The organism is Nocardiopsis oceanisediminis (genome assembly GCF_048595525.1).
Lineage (GTDB): Bacteria > Actinomycetota > Actinomycetes > Streptosporangiales > Streptosporangiaceae > Nocardiopsis_A > Nocardiopsis_A oceanisediminis.
Genome location: NZ_JAFMZJ010000001.1, coordinates 857,395 through 872,863, shown reverse-complemented (window position 1 = coordinate 872,863; position 15,469 = coordinate 857,395). Strand labels below are relative to the sequence as shown.

Here is a 15,469-nt window from a genome sequence, read left to right as displayed (position 1 = left end):
TTTCCGATAAAATACAGGCAGGTTGAAAGCGAGAGTTCGGGAGGTTGGAATGGCGGACACGTGGCCTGCTGGTGAAATGCGCGAGGGAATCCGCAAGGTCGAACGGAAGCGGGAGAGCAAGCGGAGCGGCCGCACGGTCTATGCCTACAAGGTCCCCTACCGCACGCCTGCGGGGAAGCAGACCTCGGAGACCTGGTCCACCCTGAAGGAAGCGCGCGCCTTCCGCGACCAGGTGCGCTCCCAGAAGCGGGCGGGCATCCTCCCCGACTACCAGGCCGGTGAGGTGTCGGTGGCCTCCTGGTCCGCCGAATGGCTGGAAGCGGTGAAGACCTCGGCCCGCGACTCCACGTATCGGACCTACCGGGCCTGGCTGAACCGCCACGTCATCCCCGCCCTGGGCGACTCTCCGGTGCGGGCGGTCACCTCCTCCGATGTTCAGCGCGCGGTCAACCGGTGGGCCAAAACCCTCTCGCCCCGCTCGGTCCACCTGACCTACAAGATCTGCTGCGCCCTGTTCGGCACCGCCGTGGAAGCAGAAAAGCGGAGCAAGACACCGTGCAGGGCGATCATGCTGCCCGAACTCCCCGAAAGCGAAGTGGTGCCCTTCACCCTGGCTGAGGTGGACGCGCTGGAAGAAGCGGTTCCGCCGGACTGGCGCCTGCTGGTGGTCCTCGGGGCCGGTACCGGGCTGCGCATGGGTGAAATGCTCGGGCTGACCTGGGACCGGATCGACTTCAAAGCGCGCACCGTCACAGTGGACCGGCAGTTGCAGAAAGGGAAGCTGGTCGCGGTGAAGAGCAAGAAGTCGCGCCGCACCGTGCCGCTGCCCGCCCGGGTGGCCCTGGCCCTGCAAGCCCACGCCGCGCGCTTCCCCCGCCGCCCCGTCGACGCGCCGGACGCGGCGGCGGGCACGTCCACGGCGGAGCTGGTGTTCTACCGGGTGCGCGGCGGGCGGGTGCTGCCGGTGTGCCAGAGTACGGCCCGCGACCGGTTCAAAGCGGCGTGCAAGGCGGTGGGGGTCCAGGGGGCGCCCAAGGTGCACACCCTGCGGCACACCTTCGCCTCGCTGCTGATCGCCCGGAACGTGCCGGGAAAGCGGATACAGGCGTGGATGGGCCATGCCTCGTTCTCGGTGACCATGGACGTCTACGGGCACCTGTACGACGATCCTGAGGGCGCCCAGAGTGCCGCCATCGATGACGCGTTGGGCGTCCCGGAGGGCTCTTCCGGGGTGGTTGGGCCTGGTCCGTTGACGCCGTGATGACGCGCGGCCGCCCGGCCCGCCCGCCGTACCCTTGCCACCTGCGAGGATGCGGCGGGCGGGCCTTCTTCATGCTTGAGCTCCAAGATCATCGCCCTGGGCGGAATCTCCCATCTAGCATTGCCCCATGCCCGAGACCTTTCCCGGCTCCGCCTTCGACCAGATCGTGGTCAACGCCGCCGACCCGCCCCGGCTGGCCCGGTTCTGGGGCGCGCTGCTCGGCGCCGGACCGGTGGACCGCGCCGACGGGTGGTCCCATCTGCCCGCCGCGCACGGGCGGCCGCGGATCTCCTTCCAGCCCGACCCGGCCCCGGCGTCCGGCCCGGTCCGGCTGCACCTGGACGTCCGGACGGCCGACCTCCCCGCCGCCGCGGCGGCCGCGGCCCGGCTGGGCGCCTCGGCCGAAGGCCCCCCGGTCACCGACGAGCAGGGGTCGTTCCAGGTGATGCGGGATCCGGAGGGCAACGTGTTCTGCCTGACCGCACCGGCCGAGCGGGCCGGGTCCGGCTGACCGGGGGCGGCCCGTTCGGTTCTCCGGCACGGTGGCCGCGGAGCGCCGCGGCCCCGCCCGAGCACGGGGAGGGGGCCGCGGCGCCGGCATCATCGCGGACGGGCCGGGGCCAGGGGCCCGGGGACGCGGGAGGGCGGGACTGCGCCGACCGCTGAGTCCGGCGCCGCCCCGCCCCTTCAGTCCACTGTCCGCGAGAAGGGGACGCGCGTCAGTCGTGGACGACGGCGCCGGAGTCCTCGCAGGCCGCGCCGGCGTTGCCGAGGATGCCGATCGCGTTGCCGCAGACGTTGATCGGGACGTTCAGGTCGGCGACGATCTGGTTGCCGCCGAGGATCGAGCCGTTGCCGGAGGTCTCGATCTCGTCGCCGCCCGCGTAAGCGGTGCCCGCGCCGAACATGAGGACCCCCGCGGAGGCCACGGTGACGGCACCGGCGGCGATCATCTTCTTCAGCATGTGATTCCGTCCTCTTGGTCCAGAGGCACCCGCTTCGAGGCGGGCACCTCGCTTTTCAGCCGATGGTGTCCGAGCGGACACGGAACGTGTCCGCCACCCCCCATATCTAGCCACAGGAACACCATTCCTGCTCGCATTTCCCGGAAAATTAGTTTCACCGCGTGTTATTCACGTTCTCTACCCACCGGGTACGGGGGACTCCCATCATGTCGCCGCGGAGCGCCCAGGTCAGCCGCGACATACGGTCAGACCGAAATTAGGTCGACGGGTCGTGCTCCCCCGCCGGCCCGCGCGGGCGCGCGCCGGGCGGCGCGGATCGGCCGTTGGCCCGGCGGGAGGACGGGGAAGACCCCCTGTGCACCGCCCCGCCCCCCGGGACCGAAGCCCCGGGGCGGCCGGGGCCCACGGACCGGACGGCGCGGCGCGGCCGCGCCGCACGAGCGCGAGGAGGCGGGCCTTCCATGGCGAGCACCGACGGCAGCGGACCCGGCGAACTGCCCACCCAGCTCTTCGACTGGGGCCGGATCAAGTGGCGCGTGTCGCTGCGGAACCGGCCGGACGGCGCGGTGAGCGTCGGCGACGTCGCCGTCTTCCCCGGCAAGGGGCATGCCCGGCACCTGCACCCCGGCTCCGACGAGGTGATCTACGTGCTGTCCGGCACCGGCGAGCAGACCGTGGACGACGGGCCGGCGTTCCCGATCGCCGCCGGCGACGTGGTGCACATCCCGCGCGGCACCCCGCACTCCACGCACAACACCGGCTGGACCACCCTGCAGCTGGTGGTGGTCTACGGCCCGGCCGGCGCCGAGGAGGAGCTGCGCGGCGCCCCCGACTTCCGCGAGATCCCCGCCGGCGCCGGGCACCCGGTGGAGAACGGATGACCGCCCCCGCGCGGCCCGCCGTCGCAGTGCTGGGCACCTTCGACACCAAGGCCGCCGAGAGCTGCTTCATCGCCGACCGGCTGGCCGCCGCCGGGGTCCGCCCGGTCCTGGTCGACTGCGGCGTCTTCGGCCCGGCCGCCGGCGCCCCGCGCGGCCCGGACATCGCGCACACCGAGGTGGCCCGGGCCGCCGGGCACGACGCCGCGGAGCTCGCCGCGGCCGGCGACCGGGGCGCCGCGGTCGCCGCCATGGCCGAGGGCGCCCGCGCGGTCCTGCTCCGGCTGCACGGCGAGGACCGGCTGGCCGGCGCCGTCGCCGCGGGCGGCACCGGCGGCACCTCGATCGCCGCGCACGCGATGCGCGCGCTCCCGCTGGGCCTGCCCAAGGTGGCCGTGTCCACCGCGGCCTCCGGCGACACCGCCCCCTATGTCGGGGAGAGCGACCTGGTGCTGATGCCCAGCGTGGTGGACGTGTCCGGGATCAACTCGGTCTCCGCGCGGATCCTGTCCAACGCGGCCGACGCGGTGGCCGGCATGGTGCGCGGCGCCCCCGTCGCCTACCGGCCGCCCGGTCCGACGGTCGCGGCGAGCATGTTCGGGGTGACCACGCCCGCCGTCACGCACGCCCGGCACCTGCTGGAGGAGCAGGGCCGCGAGGTCCTGGTCTTCCACATGACCGGGGCCGGCGGGCGGACCCTGGAGGCCCTGGCCGACCAGGGCGGGCTCAGCGGGATCCTGGACCTCACCACCACCGAGCTCGCCGACGAGCTGGCCGGCGGGGTGATGTCGGCCGGGCCGGGCCGGCTGGCCGGGGGCGGGCCGGACACCCCCCGGGTGGTCTCGGTCGGCGCCCTGGACATGGTGAACTTCGGCGCCCGGGAGACCGTGCCGGAGCGCTACGCCGGCCGGCTGCTGCACGTGCACAACCCGGCGGTCACCCTGATGCGGACCACCCCGGAGGAGTGCGCGGAGCTCGGTGCCCGGCTGGCCGCCCGGGTCGCCGCGCTGCCGGCGCCGGCCGCCGTGCTGCTGCCGCTGCGCGGCGTCTCGGCCGTCTCCGCCGAGGGCGGGCCGTTCCACGACCCGGCAGCCGACGCCGCGCTGTTCGGCGCGGTCCGCGACGGGCTGGCCGGCGGCGCGGTCCGCCTGGTCGAGCTGGACGCCCGCATCAACGACCCGGTGTTCGCCGAGACCGCGGTGGAGCTGCTGGACGGGCTGCTCCGATGAGGCCCGGGGGCCGGCGCGGCCCCGGGCGGGACCTGAACGACCACGACGACGAGGGGGAGAGGCATGGGCAGGGTTCCCAGAGAGGCGATCCTGGAGCGGATCCGGGAGAAGCGGGAGCGGCGGGCGCCGGTCATCGGCGGCGGGGCGGGCATCGGCCTGTCCGCGAAGTCCCAGGAGGCCGGCGGCGTCGACCTGCTGGTGGTGTACAACTCCGGCCGGTACCGGATGGCCGGCCGCGGCTCGCTGGCCGGGCTGCTCGCCTACGGCAACGCCAACGAGATCGTCGTCGACATGGCGCGCGAGGTGCTCACCGCGGTGACCGACACCCCGGTGCTGGCCGGGGTGAACGGCACCGACCCGTTCTGCGACCTCGACGTGTTCCTGCCGCGGCTGGCCGCGCTGGGCTACTCGGGGGTGCAGAACTTCCCCACGGTCGGCCTGATCGACGGGGTGTTCCGGGCCAACCTGGAGGAGACCGGGATGGGCTTCGCGCACGAGGTGGAGCTGATCCGCCGCGCCCGCGGGCTGGACCTGTTCACCTCGCCCTACGTCTTCTCCGAGGAGGACGCCGCGGCGATGGCCGAGGCCGGCGCGGACGTGGTCGTCTGCCACCTGGGGCTGACCACCGGCGGGCGGATCGGCGCGGAGACCGCGCTCAGCCTGCCCGCGTGCGCGGAGCGGATCGACGCCTGGTCCCGCGCGGCGCTGGCGGTCCGCCCCGACGTCACCGTGCTCTGCCACGGCGGCCCGATCGCCGAGCCGGACGACGCCCGCTACATCCTGCGCACCTGCGAGAACGTGCACGGCTTCTACGGGGCCTCGTCGATGGAGCGGCTCCCGGTGGAGGAGGCGCTGACCGCCCGGACCCGGGAGTTCACCGAGATCGGGTTCTGAGCGGCGGGCCCGCGCCGAGGGGCGGCCGGACGGTGTTCCGGTCCGCCCCTTATTCCCCTTCTCCCCGATTGGGCGCTTCCGCGCCGTTCACGAAGTACCGCCGTTGAAAAGTCCGCTGAAAAACCGGAAATTCGCCCGAAAACCGGAGCGGTGCGGCATTCTCGGAACCGAGCCCCTGTTCTGTCGGGCCTCCCGCGTACGATGGACGCTCCTTGAGACGAGAAGGGTCCCGCTGATGGGCGAACAGCGTTTGGACGAGACACTCGAGCAGCACCGCGGCGAGCTGACCGGGCACTGCTACCGGATGCTCGGCTCGGCCTTCGAGGCCGATGACGCGGTGCAGGAGACCCTGGTCCGGGCGTGGAAGGCGCACGACCGGTTCGAGGGGCGCTCCGCGCTGCGCTCCTGGCTGTACCGCATCGCCACCAACGTCTGCCTGGACATGCTCCAGGGCCGGCAGCGGCGCGCCCGCCCGGTCGACCTGGCCCCGGTCGGCACCTGCGCCGGACCGCTCGGCGCCCCGCTGCCCGAGTCGGCCTGGGTCCAGCCGATCCCGGACGCGCGGGTGCTCTCCCCCGAGGCCGACCCCGCCGAGGCGGTGGTCTCCCGGGAGTCGATCCGGCTCGCCTTCATCGCCGCCCTGCAGTTCCTGCCGCCCCGCCAGCGCGCGGTGCTGATCCTGCGCGAGGTGCTGCGCTGGAAGGCCGCCGAGGTCGCCGAGCTGCTGGACACCTCGGTCCCCTCGGTCAACAGCGCGCTGCAGCGGGCCCGCGCCACCCTCGCCGAGCACGGCGCCGAGGCCGCCGGCGCGTCCGGCCGCCGCCCGGACATGGACGAGGAGCACCGGGAGCTGCTCGCCAAGTACGTCGACATCTTCGAGCGGTACGACATCGCCGCGCTGGTCACGCTGTTGCGCGACGACGCCGCGATGACCATGCCCCCGTTCGAGCTCTGGCTGCGCGGCCACGAGGACATCGCCGGCTGGATGCTCGGCACCGGCGAGAAGTGCCGCGGTTCGCTGCTGGTGCCCACCTCGGCCAACGGCGCCCCGGCCTTCGGCCACTACCACCCGGCCGAGGACGGCGGCCACGACCCGTGGGCGCTGCAGATCCTGGACATCGAGGACGGCGCCATCACCGGGCTCCACTTCTACCTGGACGCGCAGAACCTCTTCCCGCTGTTCGGCCTGCCGCCCCGGCTGGAGCCCGGCCACCGCTCCTGACCCCTCCGCCCGCTCGGACGACCGCCCGCGCCGCGCCCCGGACCGCCGACCGGTCCGGGGCGCCGTGCCGCGGGCACCCGCGCACGCGTTCCGACCGGTCAGGAAGGGGTGACCGGAAGGGAGGGGTGGATCCATCCGCGGCGCGTCTTGGCAAACGGCTACTACCGGGTAGTAACATGATGTTGTTACCCACCAGTAGTCGATCGCTTGTGCACGCACAGCGGCCACGACAGACAGCGGAGCGCGCGAATGACGCACTACAAGAGCAACCTCCGTGACCTCGAATTCAACCTCTTTGAGGTCTTCAAGCGCCAGGACGTGCTGGGCACCGGCCCGTTCGCGGAGCTCGACGAGGACACGGCCCGCACCATCCTCGACGAGGTCAACCGGCTCGCCACCGGGGTCGTGGCCGAGTCCTTCGAGGACGCGGACCGCAACCCGCCGGTGTTCGACCCGCAGACCAAGACGGTCGCCATCCCCGAGAGCCTGAAGAAGTCGTACCAGGCCTACATGGACGCCGGCTGGTACAACATGGACCTCCCGCAGGAGCTCGGCGGCCTCGGCGCCCCCCGCTCCCTGGTCTGGGGCGCGGCCGAGCTGATCCTCGGCGCCAACCCCTCCATCCACATGTACTCCGCGGGCCCCGGCTTCGCCAACGTCCTCTACCAGGAGGGCACGGCGAAGCAGAAGGAGTTCGCCCGGCTCGCCATCGAGCGCGGCTGGGGCGCCACCATGGTCCTCACCGAGCCCGACGCCGGGTCCGACGTCGGCGCCGGCCGCACCAAGGCGATCGACCAGGGCGACGGCACCTGGCACATCGACGGGGTGAAGCGCTTCATCACCTCCGCCGAGCAGGACATGACGGAGAACATCTTCCACCTGGTCCTGGCGCGCCCCGAGGGCGCCAAGCCCGGCACCAAGGGCCTCTCCCTCTTCCTGGTCCCCAAGTACCTGGTCAACGAGGACGGCTCGCTCGGCGAGCGCAACGGCGCCTACGTCACCAACGTCGAGCACAAGATGGGCCTGAAGGCCTCCACCACCTGCGAGCTGACCTTCGGTGCCGAGCACCCGGCGATCGGCTACCTGGTCGGCGACAAGCACGACGGCATCCGGCAGATGTTCCTCATCATCGAGTACGCCCGGATGATGGTCGGCACCAAGGCGATCGCCACGCTGTCCACCGGCTACCTGAACGCCCTGGAGTACGCCAAGGAGCGCAAGCAGGGCGCCGACCTCACCCGGATGGCGGACAAGAGCGCCCCGCGGGTGACCATCACCCACCACCCCGACGTCCGGCGCAGCCTGATGACCCAGAAGGCCTACGCCGAGGCGCTGCGCGCGCTGGTCATCTACACCGCCACCCAGCAGGACGCGGTGCAGATCGCCGAGCACGCCGGCGAGGCGCACGACGACATCGTCGCCCTGAACGACCTGCTGCTGCCCATCGTCAAGGGCGTCGGCTCGGAGCGCTCCTACGCGCTGCTCGCCGAGTCGCTGCAGACCCTCGGCGGCTCCGGGTACCTGCAGGAGTACCCGATCGAGCAGTACATCCGGGACGCCAAGATCGACACCCTCTACGAGGGCACCACCGCGATCCAGGCGCAGGACTTCTTCTTCCGCAAGATCGTCAAGAACAACGGGCAGGCCCTGGGCTCCCTGCTCGGCGAGATCAAGGCGTTCGCCGGCGGCGACGCGGGCAACGGGCGCCTCAAGGAGGAGCGCGGCCTGCTCGCCGACGCCGTGGCCGACGTGGAGAAGATCGTCGAGGTCATGGTCGGCGACGCGATGAAGGCCATGGAGGAGCCGCGCACGCTGTACAAGGTCGGGCTGAACAGCACCCGGCTGCTGATGGCCGTCGGCGACGTGGTGCTGGGCTGGCTGCTGCTGCGCCAGGCCGAGGTGGCCCTGGGGCGGATCGACGGCGCGGACGCCGCCGACACCGACTTCTACACCGGCAAGATCGCCGCCGCGCGGTTCTTCGCCACCCAGGTGCTGCCCAAGCTCTCCGCCGAGCGCGCCATCGCCGAGGCCACCGGCCTGGAGCTGATGGACGTTCCGGAATCCGCCTTCTGATCCCGGTTCCGGGGCTCACCGCACCCGCCCCGGAACCGCTCATCACCGGGTGACCTGCGAAGGCCGCCCGCCCGCCGCGGGGCGGGGCGGTCCGCCGCCCCGCCCCGCGGCCCTTTCCGGTCCGGGTTGCGGTCGTCCGCGCCTCGGACCGGGCGGCCTTCGCGTGGAATACTGCCGAGCGGACGGACGGCCAGTGTTCCCACTCCGTACGGAGGCTCAGATGGGCATCGGACTCGGCATCTTCCTCATCGTCATCGGCGCCGTGCTCGCCTTCGGCATCACCGCCGACGTCGCGGGCCTGGACCTGAACGCGATCGGGATGATCCTGATGGCCGCGGGGGCGGCCGTCGTCGTCATCACCGTCATCCTGATGATCACCCGGCGGGACCGGCCCCGCCCGGGCATCCGCGGCGACCCGGACGTCTTCTAGACCGCCGCCGGTGGACCGCCGCCGGGAAAGGCGGCGGGCGCGGAAGAGCACCCGCCTCCCCGCCCTCGGCCGACGACCGGGGCGGGCCCCTCCCCTCGCCTCCCCTTATCTCCCCCGCGCGGGCGCGCGGGCGCGCGAGGGGCCGTCAGCGGTCCTGCCGCGGGTAGCGCCAGAGGAGCACCACCAGCAGCGCCGCCGCGCCCAGCGTGGTCGCGGTGACCGGGACGAAGGCCGCCTGGAAGCCCGCGCCGGACTCCAGGATCACCCCGGCCAGCACGGTGGCCAGCACCGTGGTGGTGAAGCCGCTCATGTTCACCAGGCCGGAGGCCACCCCGGTGCGCTCCGGCGGCATGCCGTCCCGGGCGAAGTCGAAGGAGAGCGCCGGGGCCATCACCGCCGCGGCCGCGCTCACCGCGATCACCGCGACGACCAGCGGCACCGGCGGCTTCCCCGGCCAGGCCGTCAGCGCCAGCCAGCAGAGGCCGAGCAGCGGTGCCAGCCCCATGCCGATCGGGCGGCGCAGCCCGGGGCGCGGGCCCACCACGGCGCCCAGCACCGGGGAGATCCACAGCACCGCCACGCCCAGGGTGGTCAGCAGCGCACCGGCCTGCGCCGGGCTCAGCCCCACGCCCTCCACCAGGAACGGGTACCCCCACAGCACGCCCAGCATCGTGTAGGGCGCCATGAGCGCGGCGTGCTGCGCCATGCCCACCTGCGGGCCGCGGGCCCGCAGCGCCTCCCTGAGGCTCTCCGGCACCGACACGGAGGCGTGCGGGTGCGGCGCCGGCTCCCCCTTCGGCCGGTCCCGCACCACCAGCGCGACGAGCAGCATCATCACCGCGGTCACCCCGCCGGTGAGCAGGAACGCGCCGGTCCAGCCCAGGCCGTGCAGCGCGAAGGAGAGCGGCGCGACGCTGGCCACCTGGCCGAGGCCGCCCACCACCCCGGTCAGCGCGCTGACCAGCGCGTAGCGGCGGCGCGGGAACCACAGCGCACCGAGCCGGATGACGTTGAGGAAGGTGACGGCGTCGCCGAGGCCGATCAGCACCCGGCCGGCGACCGCCGCGCCGATGCCGGGCGCGAAGGCGAACAGCACCACGCCCGCCGCCATCGAGGCCAGGCCGAGCAGGAGCGAGCGGCGCGGCCCCACCCGGTCGGCCATCAGCCCGGCCGGCACCTGCAGCGCCACGTAGACGAGCAGCTGCAGCATGGGCAGCAGGGAGAGCGCCGCGGGGCCGACCTGGAAGCGCTCCTGGGCCTCCAGGGCCGCCACGCCCATCCCGTTGCGGTGGAACATGGCGAGGAAGTAGACGCCGACGCCGACGGTCCAGACCAGCCAGGCGCGCGCCCCGCCGGGAGGGTCCGTCACCCGATCACCCGATGTCCGCACGCGCGCGGCCTCCGCCGTTCCCTCCGCGCTCACCGGCGCACCCCCAGCAGCTCCGCGGCGGTGTCCAGGTGGGCGGTGACGGCGGTGCGCGCCGCCTCCGCGTCCCCGGCCCGGACCGCCTCCAGGATCACCGCGTGCTCCTCCACGTTGCGCTCCATGCGCCGCACGGTCCGCGCCCCCTCCTCCATCATCCGCAGCTGCCGGTCGCGCAGCGAGTCGTACAGGCCGATCAGGATCCGGTTGCCGCTCGCCTCGACGATCTCCCGGTGGAAGCGGCGGTCGGCGGCCATGAAGGCGGGCCGGTCCGGCCCGGCGCCCAGCGCGGCGCGCATCTCGTCCAGCCGCCCGGTGAGCCGGACCGCCAGCTCGGCGCGGTCCTGCCCGCCCGCGCGCGCGGCGCGCTCGGCGGTGTGCGTCTCGATGAGCCTGCGGGCCTCCACCACGTCGGCGATCTCCTCCGGGGAGACCGGGACGACCAGCGCCCCCCGCTTGGGGTAGAGCCGGACCAGGCCCTCGGACTCCAGGCGGAGCAGTGCCTCGCGCACGGGCGTGCGGGAGACGCCGACCGCGGAGGCGATGTCGCCCTCGCTGACCAGCTCGCCGCCGGCGTAGCGGCGGTCCAGGATCGCGTTCTTGGTGTGGCGGTAGGCGCGCTCGGTCGCGCTGCCGGTGACGGTATCCATGTTGTATCCATGCTGGCATGCGCCCGGACCTGGAAAGAACGCCCCGGAGTCGGGCAAAGGTCACACAGCGCGCCCGCGATCCGCCGCCGCCCCCCTTCCCTCCCCTGCCAGCATGGCGGCTGCGCCCACGCCCGGAGGGCGCGCAAGGAGGGTGAGGGAACATGCAGCCGCCCCGCACACCGCCGCGCCCGCAGCACACCGCGCGGCGGCAGCACCGCAGGCACGTCTGGCCCCGGCTGTTCGGCACCGGCCTGGCGCTGTGGCTGGCGACCGTCGCGGTCACGCTGGCCACCGCCAACCCCACCCTGCTGCCGACCGTCATCCTGCTGGGCAGCTTCCTGGTCCCGGTCACCTTCGTCTGCTGGGCCTACGAGCGCACCCGGACCGCCCCGGGCGGCGCGATCGGCCCGGAGGCGCTCTTCTTCGGCTTCATCGTCGGCGGGGTGCTCGGCGTCCTGGGCGCCTCGCTGCTGGAGAGCTACCTGCTCCGCCAGGCCGCCTTCGTCTACCTCGGGGTGGGGCTGATCGAGGAGGCGGTGAAGGCGGGCGCGCTGATGCTCACCGCCCGCGGCCTGGCGTCCACCTCCCCGCGCGACGGCATGGTGCTCGGCGCGACCGTGGGGTTCGGCTTCGCCGCCTTCGAGAGCGCCGGCTACGCGCTCAACGCCCTGATCACCGAGAGCGGGCTGGACCTGCTGGCCCTGGTGCAGACCGAGATCCTGCGCGGCCTGCTGGCGCCGGTCGGGCACGGCCTGTGGACGGCGATCCTGGGCGGGGTGCTGTTCGCCGCCTCCTCCCCGGGGCGCTGGCGGATCACGCTGCGCGTGCTCCTCGCCTTCCTGGGGGTCTCGCTGCTGCACGCGCTCTGGGACTCGGTGCACTCGATCGCGGCCGTGCTGGCCTTCCTCTTCACCGGCACCTACTGGCAGGCCCAGCTGCTGGAGCAGGGCCGGATCCCGCCGTTCACCCCGGTCCAGGCGGCACTGGTACCGGTTCTCGACTGCGCCGGGATGGCGCTGGTCGCCGTGCTCGGGGTGGGGTGGCTGACCGCTCTGGCCCGGGGCTGGAACCGGCCGACCGGACAGCGGACCTGAGAAGGGGAGAAGGTCAAGCGAACCTCAACCGAAGCCCAAGAGACGCCCATCACAGCACCATCTGTGACAACCCACCCGCAAACCGCCACGGAGCAGGCGGAACCGGCGCCCCGGCACGCCCTCCGCGAGCCCTGCCGCGGGCACCCCCTTCCGGGGGCCGGCGCACCTCGGAGACGCGCCCCCGATTCGCCCACCCGTTCGAGTCCACCGATCTGACCTGCCAAGACATTCCAAACCTCGACTCTTCCCGAGATTCGAGAATGTGACATGGGCCACTTTTGAAGCCCTCGACCCCTAGGGGTCAGATGCTGCTACTATCCGGATCGCAAAGAATAACCGCGAGGTAACGAAGCCGTTGTCCCTCGCTGAGCTTTGTGGAGATCACGGGTCAGGCACCCGCCCCGACGGAGGCCGGGCACGTGGTCCGGCCGCGGACACGTGGCCGCATCTGAATGAGCGGCACCCCACCGCGGCAACCGACACATCGGGAGACGTCGTTGAGTCACTGGCGGTTGAACAACCCGAGGGCGAACCGGGTGAAGACGGCCCTGGCCAACCGGGTCAAGCACAGACCACGGCACGCCTTCTGCGCCGAGCGCGCGATCGTGGCGCTCTGGGAGGAGCTCGTCTCTTCCGCGGTCCGGCCGATGTACCGCGCCGGCACCAGCGAGATGGCCGTCATCTCGGTGATGCGGGGGATCAACGTCTGGTGCCGCGACGGGAAGTACATCTGGAGCGACTACCTCGGCGACACCGTCACCCACCCCGCCAGTGACCCGGCCGGAGCCGCCGCCCTGCTGTACCCCTCTTCGCCGGTCTCCACGCACCGCCGCACCTTCGAGCGCGGCCGGCACCACTCCCGGGACCTCAGCGCCGCCTGAGAGCCCCGCAGAGACCTCCGGAGCGCCGCCTCTCCCCCGAGGGAGGCGGCGCTCCGCTTTTCGCCGTCTCCACCCGTTCAGACCCCGCGGAGCCCCGCGCGGTTCCCCGCTGGCCGGATCCTGCCACCGGCCGCCGCCCCGGCGCGCCTCCTTGCGCCCGCCCGGGGCGCCCCCTCTTCCCCGCCGGCCTTCGGCAGCCGCGCCCGGCCCGATTCGGGCGCGGCCCCTTCCGTTATACGGACCGGAACCGGACACGGCGCTGAACACGAGCCACCGATTACGTAACGCCACAGGTAACACACGGTTTACACGTTTTTCTGGCCGGATCCTGCCACCTAGACGCCTTGACAGGAAAAGCGGCCGCAGGGTGCACAAGTTGCACACCTTCTCCCGGCACTGCCCGACAGGGTCACAGAACGTGAAGACCCTGTCGCATTCCCCGGATTTCTGGCTAAAGTCCCCGCGTCGTGACGAAACACGTCACACGGCCCGTCACCCCCAACGGGTTCCGGGCCCTGCTCCCATGAGGAGGGTGCACGTGAAGAAGACCTTCGCGAAGCGGACGACCATCGGTGTCGCCACCGCGGGCCTGCTCGCCATCCCCGCCGCGCTGCTGGGCGGCGCGGGCGCCGCCTCCGCCGACGAGCTCGCTCCACTGCGCACCAGCGACGCCGCCGTCTCCGGCGAGTGGATCGTGGTGCTCGAGGACGGCATGAAGACCAGCTCGGTGGAGAGCGGCGACGTCGACATCTCCGCCAAGGACGTCGAGCACACCTACAGCGAGGTCCTGGAGGGCTACTCGGCCGAACTGACCGCCGAGGAGGTCGAGGAGGTCCGCGCCAACCCCGAGGTCGCCTACGTCGAGCAGGTCGGCAAGGTCCAGGCCAGCGCCGTTCCGTGGGGCCTGGACCGGATCGACCAGGAGGACCTGCCCCTGGACGACTCCTACACCACCCAGGCGACCGGCGCCGGCGTCTCCGCCTACATCATCGACACCGGCATCGACGCCGGGCACCCCGACTTCGGCGGGCGCGCCTCGTCGGCCTTCGACGCCACCGGCGGCGACGGCTCCGACGGCAACGGCCACGGCACCCACGTCGCGGGCACCATCGGCAGCGCCTCCTACGGCGTCGCCCCCGAGGCCGACCTGTTCGGGGTGAAGGTCCTCGACGACAACGGCAGCGGCACCTACGCCGACGTCATCGCCGGCATCGACTGGGTCGCCCAGAACGCCCCCGAGGGCTCGGTCGCCAACCTGTCGCTGGGCGGCCCGGCCTCCCAGGCGGTGGACGACGCGGTCAACGCGCTCGCCGGCTCCGGCGTGTTCGTGGCGGTCGCCGCCGGCAACGAGGGCCAGGACGCGAACAACGTCTCCCCGGCCCGCGCCGAGGGCGTCACCACGGTCGCGGCCTCCGACTCCTCGGACGCCTCGGCCTACTTCACCAACCACGGCTCCCCCGTGGACATCTACGCCCCGGGCGTGGACATCGAGTCGACCGTCCCGGGCGGCGGCACCGACGCGCTCAGCGGCACCTCGATGGCCAGCCCGCACGTGGCCGGCGCCGCCGCGCTCTACAAGGACGCCAACGGCCAGGCCGACCAGGCGACCGTCCAGACCTGGCTGACCGACAACGCCTCCAAGGACAAGCTCTCCGGCGTCCCCGCCAACACCCCCAACCTCCTCCTGAACGTCTCCGGCCTGTAAGCACCCCGTTCGCTGGCAGTCCCTGAAAACCCCCGACCCGGCCCCGGCCCCGGACCCCCTCCGGGCCGGGGCCGCACCCGTTCCCCGCGGCGATGAACTATCAAAACGCTAGTAATTTCGCCCCACCACACGGCGATGAACTAACGTTTTACCAGCAATGTGTACACATTCTGAGTACACTGACCCTATGGACGAGACGATGAGCATCCGAGAGTTCAGATCCGGACTCGCCAAAGCCATCGATGCCGCGGCCCAGGAGGGCAGCGTCACGGTGGTGACACGCGATGGGAAACCCGTAGGCGCCTTCGTTCCCATGTTCATGCTCGAGAAGCTCGAAGAGTGGGAGGACGAGCAGCTCGCCAAGGAGGCCGAGCAGATCCAGGCCGAAAGCAGTGGACGTACTTACTCCATGTCCGAGGTGATGGCCGAGATCATGGGCGAAGCACACCCTGGGGACGCCGCTTGAAGTACGCCTTCGTCTTCGAAGAGGCCGCCACGAAGGCATTGAAGAAGATCCCGCAGCCCGACGCCATCGCGCTACTGCGCGCACTGAGCACGCTCGGCGATGATCCCTATGCCCCGAACCCCCAGGTGAAGCCTTTGAAAGGACACGACTCCCTCTACCGGATCAGGAGTGGCTCCTACAGAGCCGTCTACCGCATCGAGAATGATCGACTCGTCATCCTCGTCATCGCGGTCGGCCCCCGTACGAACGTGTACCGCCGCTACTGAAGCAGTACCGGTGACACGAGAGCACCCGCCGT

The 15,469-nt window shown here is 72.3% G+C and carries 16 protein-coding genes; 13 read left to right on the top strand and 3 right to left on the bottom strand.

The features are described from left to right. Positions 1 to 49: 49 nt before the first annotated feature. Positions 50 to 1,261 carry a tyrosine-type recombinase/integrase gene (locus J0910_RS04070; protein WP_420157164.1) on the top strand — a complete coding sequence of 404 codons (1,212 nt, stop codon included), beginning with the start codon at positions 50 to 52 and terminating at the stop codon, positions 1,259 to 1,261. A 127-nt stretch (positions 1,262 to 1,388) separates the two neighbouring features. After that, entirely contained in the window at positions 1,389 to 1,772 is a 384-nt protein-coding gene (locus tag J0910_RS04065; RefSeq protein WP_420157163.1) for a VOC family protein, read from the top strand. A gap of 208 nt (positions 1,773 to 1,980) precedes the next feature. Here the strand turns inward: J0910_RS04065 and J0910_RS04060 are convergent, their stop codons facing one another. Beyond that, positions 1,981 to 2,226 carry a chaplin family protein gene (locus tag J0910_RS04060; RefSeq protein WP_420157162.1) on the bottom strand — a complete coding sequence of 82 codons (246 nt, stop codon included), beginning with the start codon at positions 2,224 to 2,226 and terminating at the stop codon, positions 1,981 to 1,983. Positions 2,227 to 2,687: 461 nt separating this feature from the next. Between J0910_RS04060 and J0910_RS04055 the strand changes: the two genes are divergently transcribed. From J0910_RS04055 to J0910_RS04030, 6 genes are all read left to right on the top strand, one after another. Further along, entirely contained in the window at positions 2,688 to 3,107 is a 420-nt protein-coding gene (locus J0910_RS04055; RefSeq protein ID WP_420157161.1) for a cupin domain-containing protein, read from the top strand. Continuing rightward, a complete protein-coding gene (locus J0910_RS04050; RefSeq protein ID WP_420157160.1) occupies positions 3,104 to 4,333 on the top strand; it encodes a Tm-1-like ATP-binding domain-containing protein in 1,230 nt (409 codons plus the stop codon). Before J0910_RS04055 ends, J0910_RS04050 begins: the two co-directional genes overlap by 4 nt. Before the next feature lie 63 nt (positions 4,334 to 4,396). Further along, positions 4,397 to 5,227, top strand: coding sequence for a phosphoenolpyruvate hydrolase family protein (locus J0910_RS04045; RefSeq protein WP_420157159.1), 831 nt, complete (start codon positions 4,397 to 4,399; stop codon positions 5,225 to 5,227). A gap of 235 nt (positions 5,228 to 5,462) precedes the next feature. After that, positions 5,463 to 6,449, top strand: coding sequence for a sigma-70 family RNA polymerase sigma factor (locus J0910_RS04040; RefSeq protein WP_420157158.1), 987 nt, complete (start codon positions 5,463 to 5,465; stop codon positions 6,447 to 6,449). A 249-nt stretch (positions 6,450 to 6,698) separates the two neighbouring features. Beyond that, entirely contained in the window at positions 6,699 to 8,522 is a 1,824-nt protein-coding gene (locus J0910_RS04035; RefSeq protein ID WP_420157157.1) for an acyl-CoA dehydrogenase, read from the top strand. 220 nt (positions 8,523 to 8,742) lie between these two features. Further along, the gene (locus tag J0910_RS04030; protein ID WP_420157156.1) at positions 8,743 to 8,952 is read left to right on the top strand and encodes a DUF6458 family protein; all 210 of its coding nucleotides are present in this window, start codon (positions 8,743 to 8,745) and stop codon (positions 8,950 to 8,952) included. A 145-nt stretch (positions 8,953 to 9,097) separates the two neighbouring features. On the opposite strand, the gene J0910_RS04025 is transcribed toward J0910_RS04030, so the two are convergent. Both J0910_RS04025 and J0910_RS04020 read right to left on the bottom strand, forming a co-directional pair. Continuing rightward, positions 9,098 to 10,321, bottom strand: coding sequence for an MFS transporter (locus J0910_RS04025; RefSeq protein WP_420157155.1), 1,224 nt, complete (start codon positions 10,319 to 10,321; stop codon positions 9,098 to 9,100). A 50-nt stretch (positions 10,322 to 10,371) separates the two neighbouring features. Next, entirely contained in the window at positions 10,372 to 11,025 is a 654-nt protein-coding gene (locus J0910_RS04020; RefSeq protein WP_420157154.1) for a GntR family transcriptional regulator, read from the bottom strand. A 161-nt stretch (positions 11,026 to 11,186) separates the two neighbouring features. Here J0910_RS04020 and J0910_RS04015 point away from each other — a divergent pair, with 161 nt between their 5' ends. The 5 genes from J0910_RS04015 to J0910_RS03995 all read left to right on the top strand — a co-directional run bounded on the left by J0910_RS04015 (position 11,187) and on the right by J0910_RS03995 (position 15,437). Next, entirely contained in the window at positions 11,187 to 12,119 is a 933-nt protein-coding gene (locus J0910_RS04015; RefSeq protein ID WP_420157153.1) for a PrsW family intramembrane metalloprotease, read from the top strand. A 497-nt stretch (positions 12,120 to 12,616) separates the two neighbouring features. Continuing rightward, positions 12,617 to 13,000 carry a hypothetical protein gene (locus J0910_RS04010; RefSeq protein ID WP_193790263.1) on the top strand — a complete coding sequence of 128 codons (384 nt, stop codon included), beginning with the start codon at positions 12,617 to 12,619 and terminating at the stop codon, positions 12,998 to 13,000. Between the two features lie 538 nt (positions 13,001 to 13,538). Beyond that, positions 13,539 to 14,705, top strand: a complete 1,167-nt coding sequence (locus tag J0910_RS04005) for a S8 family peptidase (RefSeq protein WP_420157152.1) — start codon at positions 13,539 to 13,541, stop codon at positions 14,703 to 14,705. A 187-nt stretch (positions 14,706 to 14,892) separates the two neighbouring features. Continuing rightward, complete coding sequence (locus tag J0910_RS04000; RefSeq protein ID WP_420157151.1) at positions 14,893 to 15,171, top strand: type II toxin-antitoxin system Phd/YefM family antitoxin; 279 nt, start codon at positions 14,893 to 14,895, stop codon at positions 15,169 to 15,171. Next, the gene (locus J0910_RS03995) at positions 15,168 to 15,437 is read left to right on the top strand and encodes a type II toxin-antitoxin system RelE family toxin (RefSeq protein ID WP_420157150.1); all 270 of its coding nucleotides are present in this window, start codon (positions 15,168 to 15,170) and stop codon (positions 15,435 to 15,437) included. Before J0910_RS04000 ends, J0910_RS03995 begins: the two co-directional genes overlap by 4 nt. Positions 15,438 to 15,469: the final 32 nt, after the last annotated feature.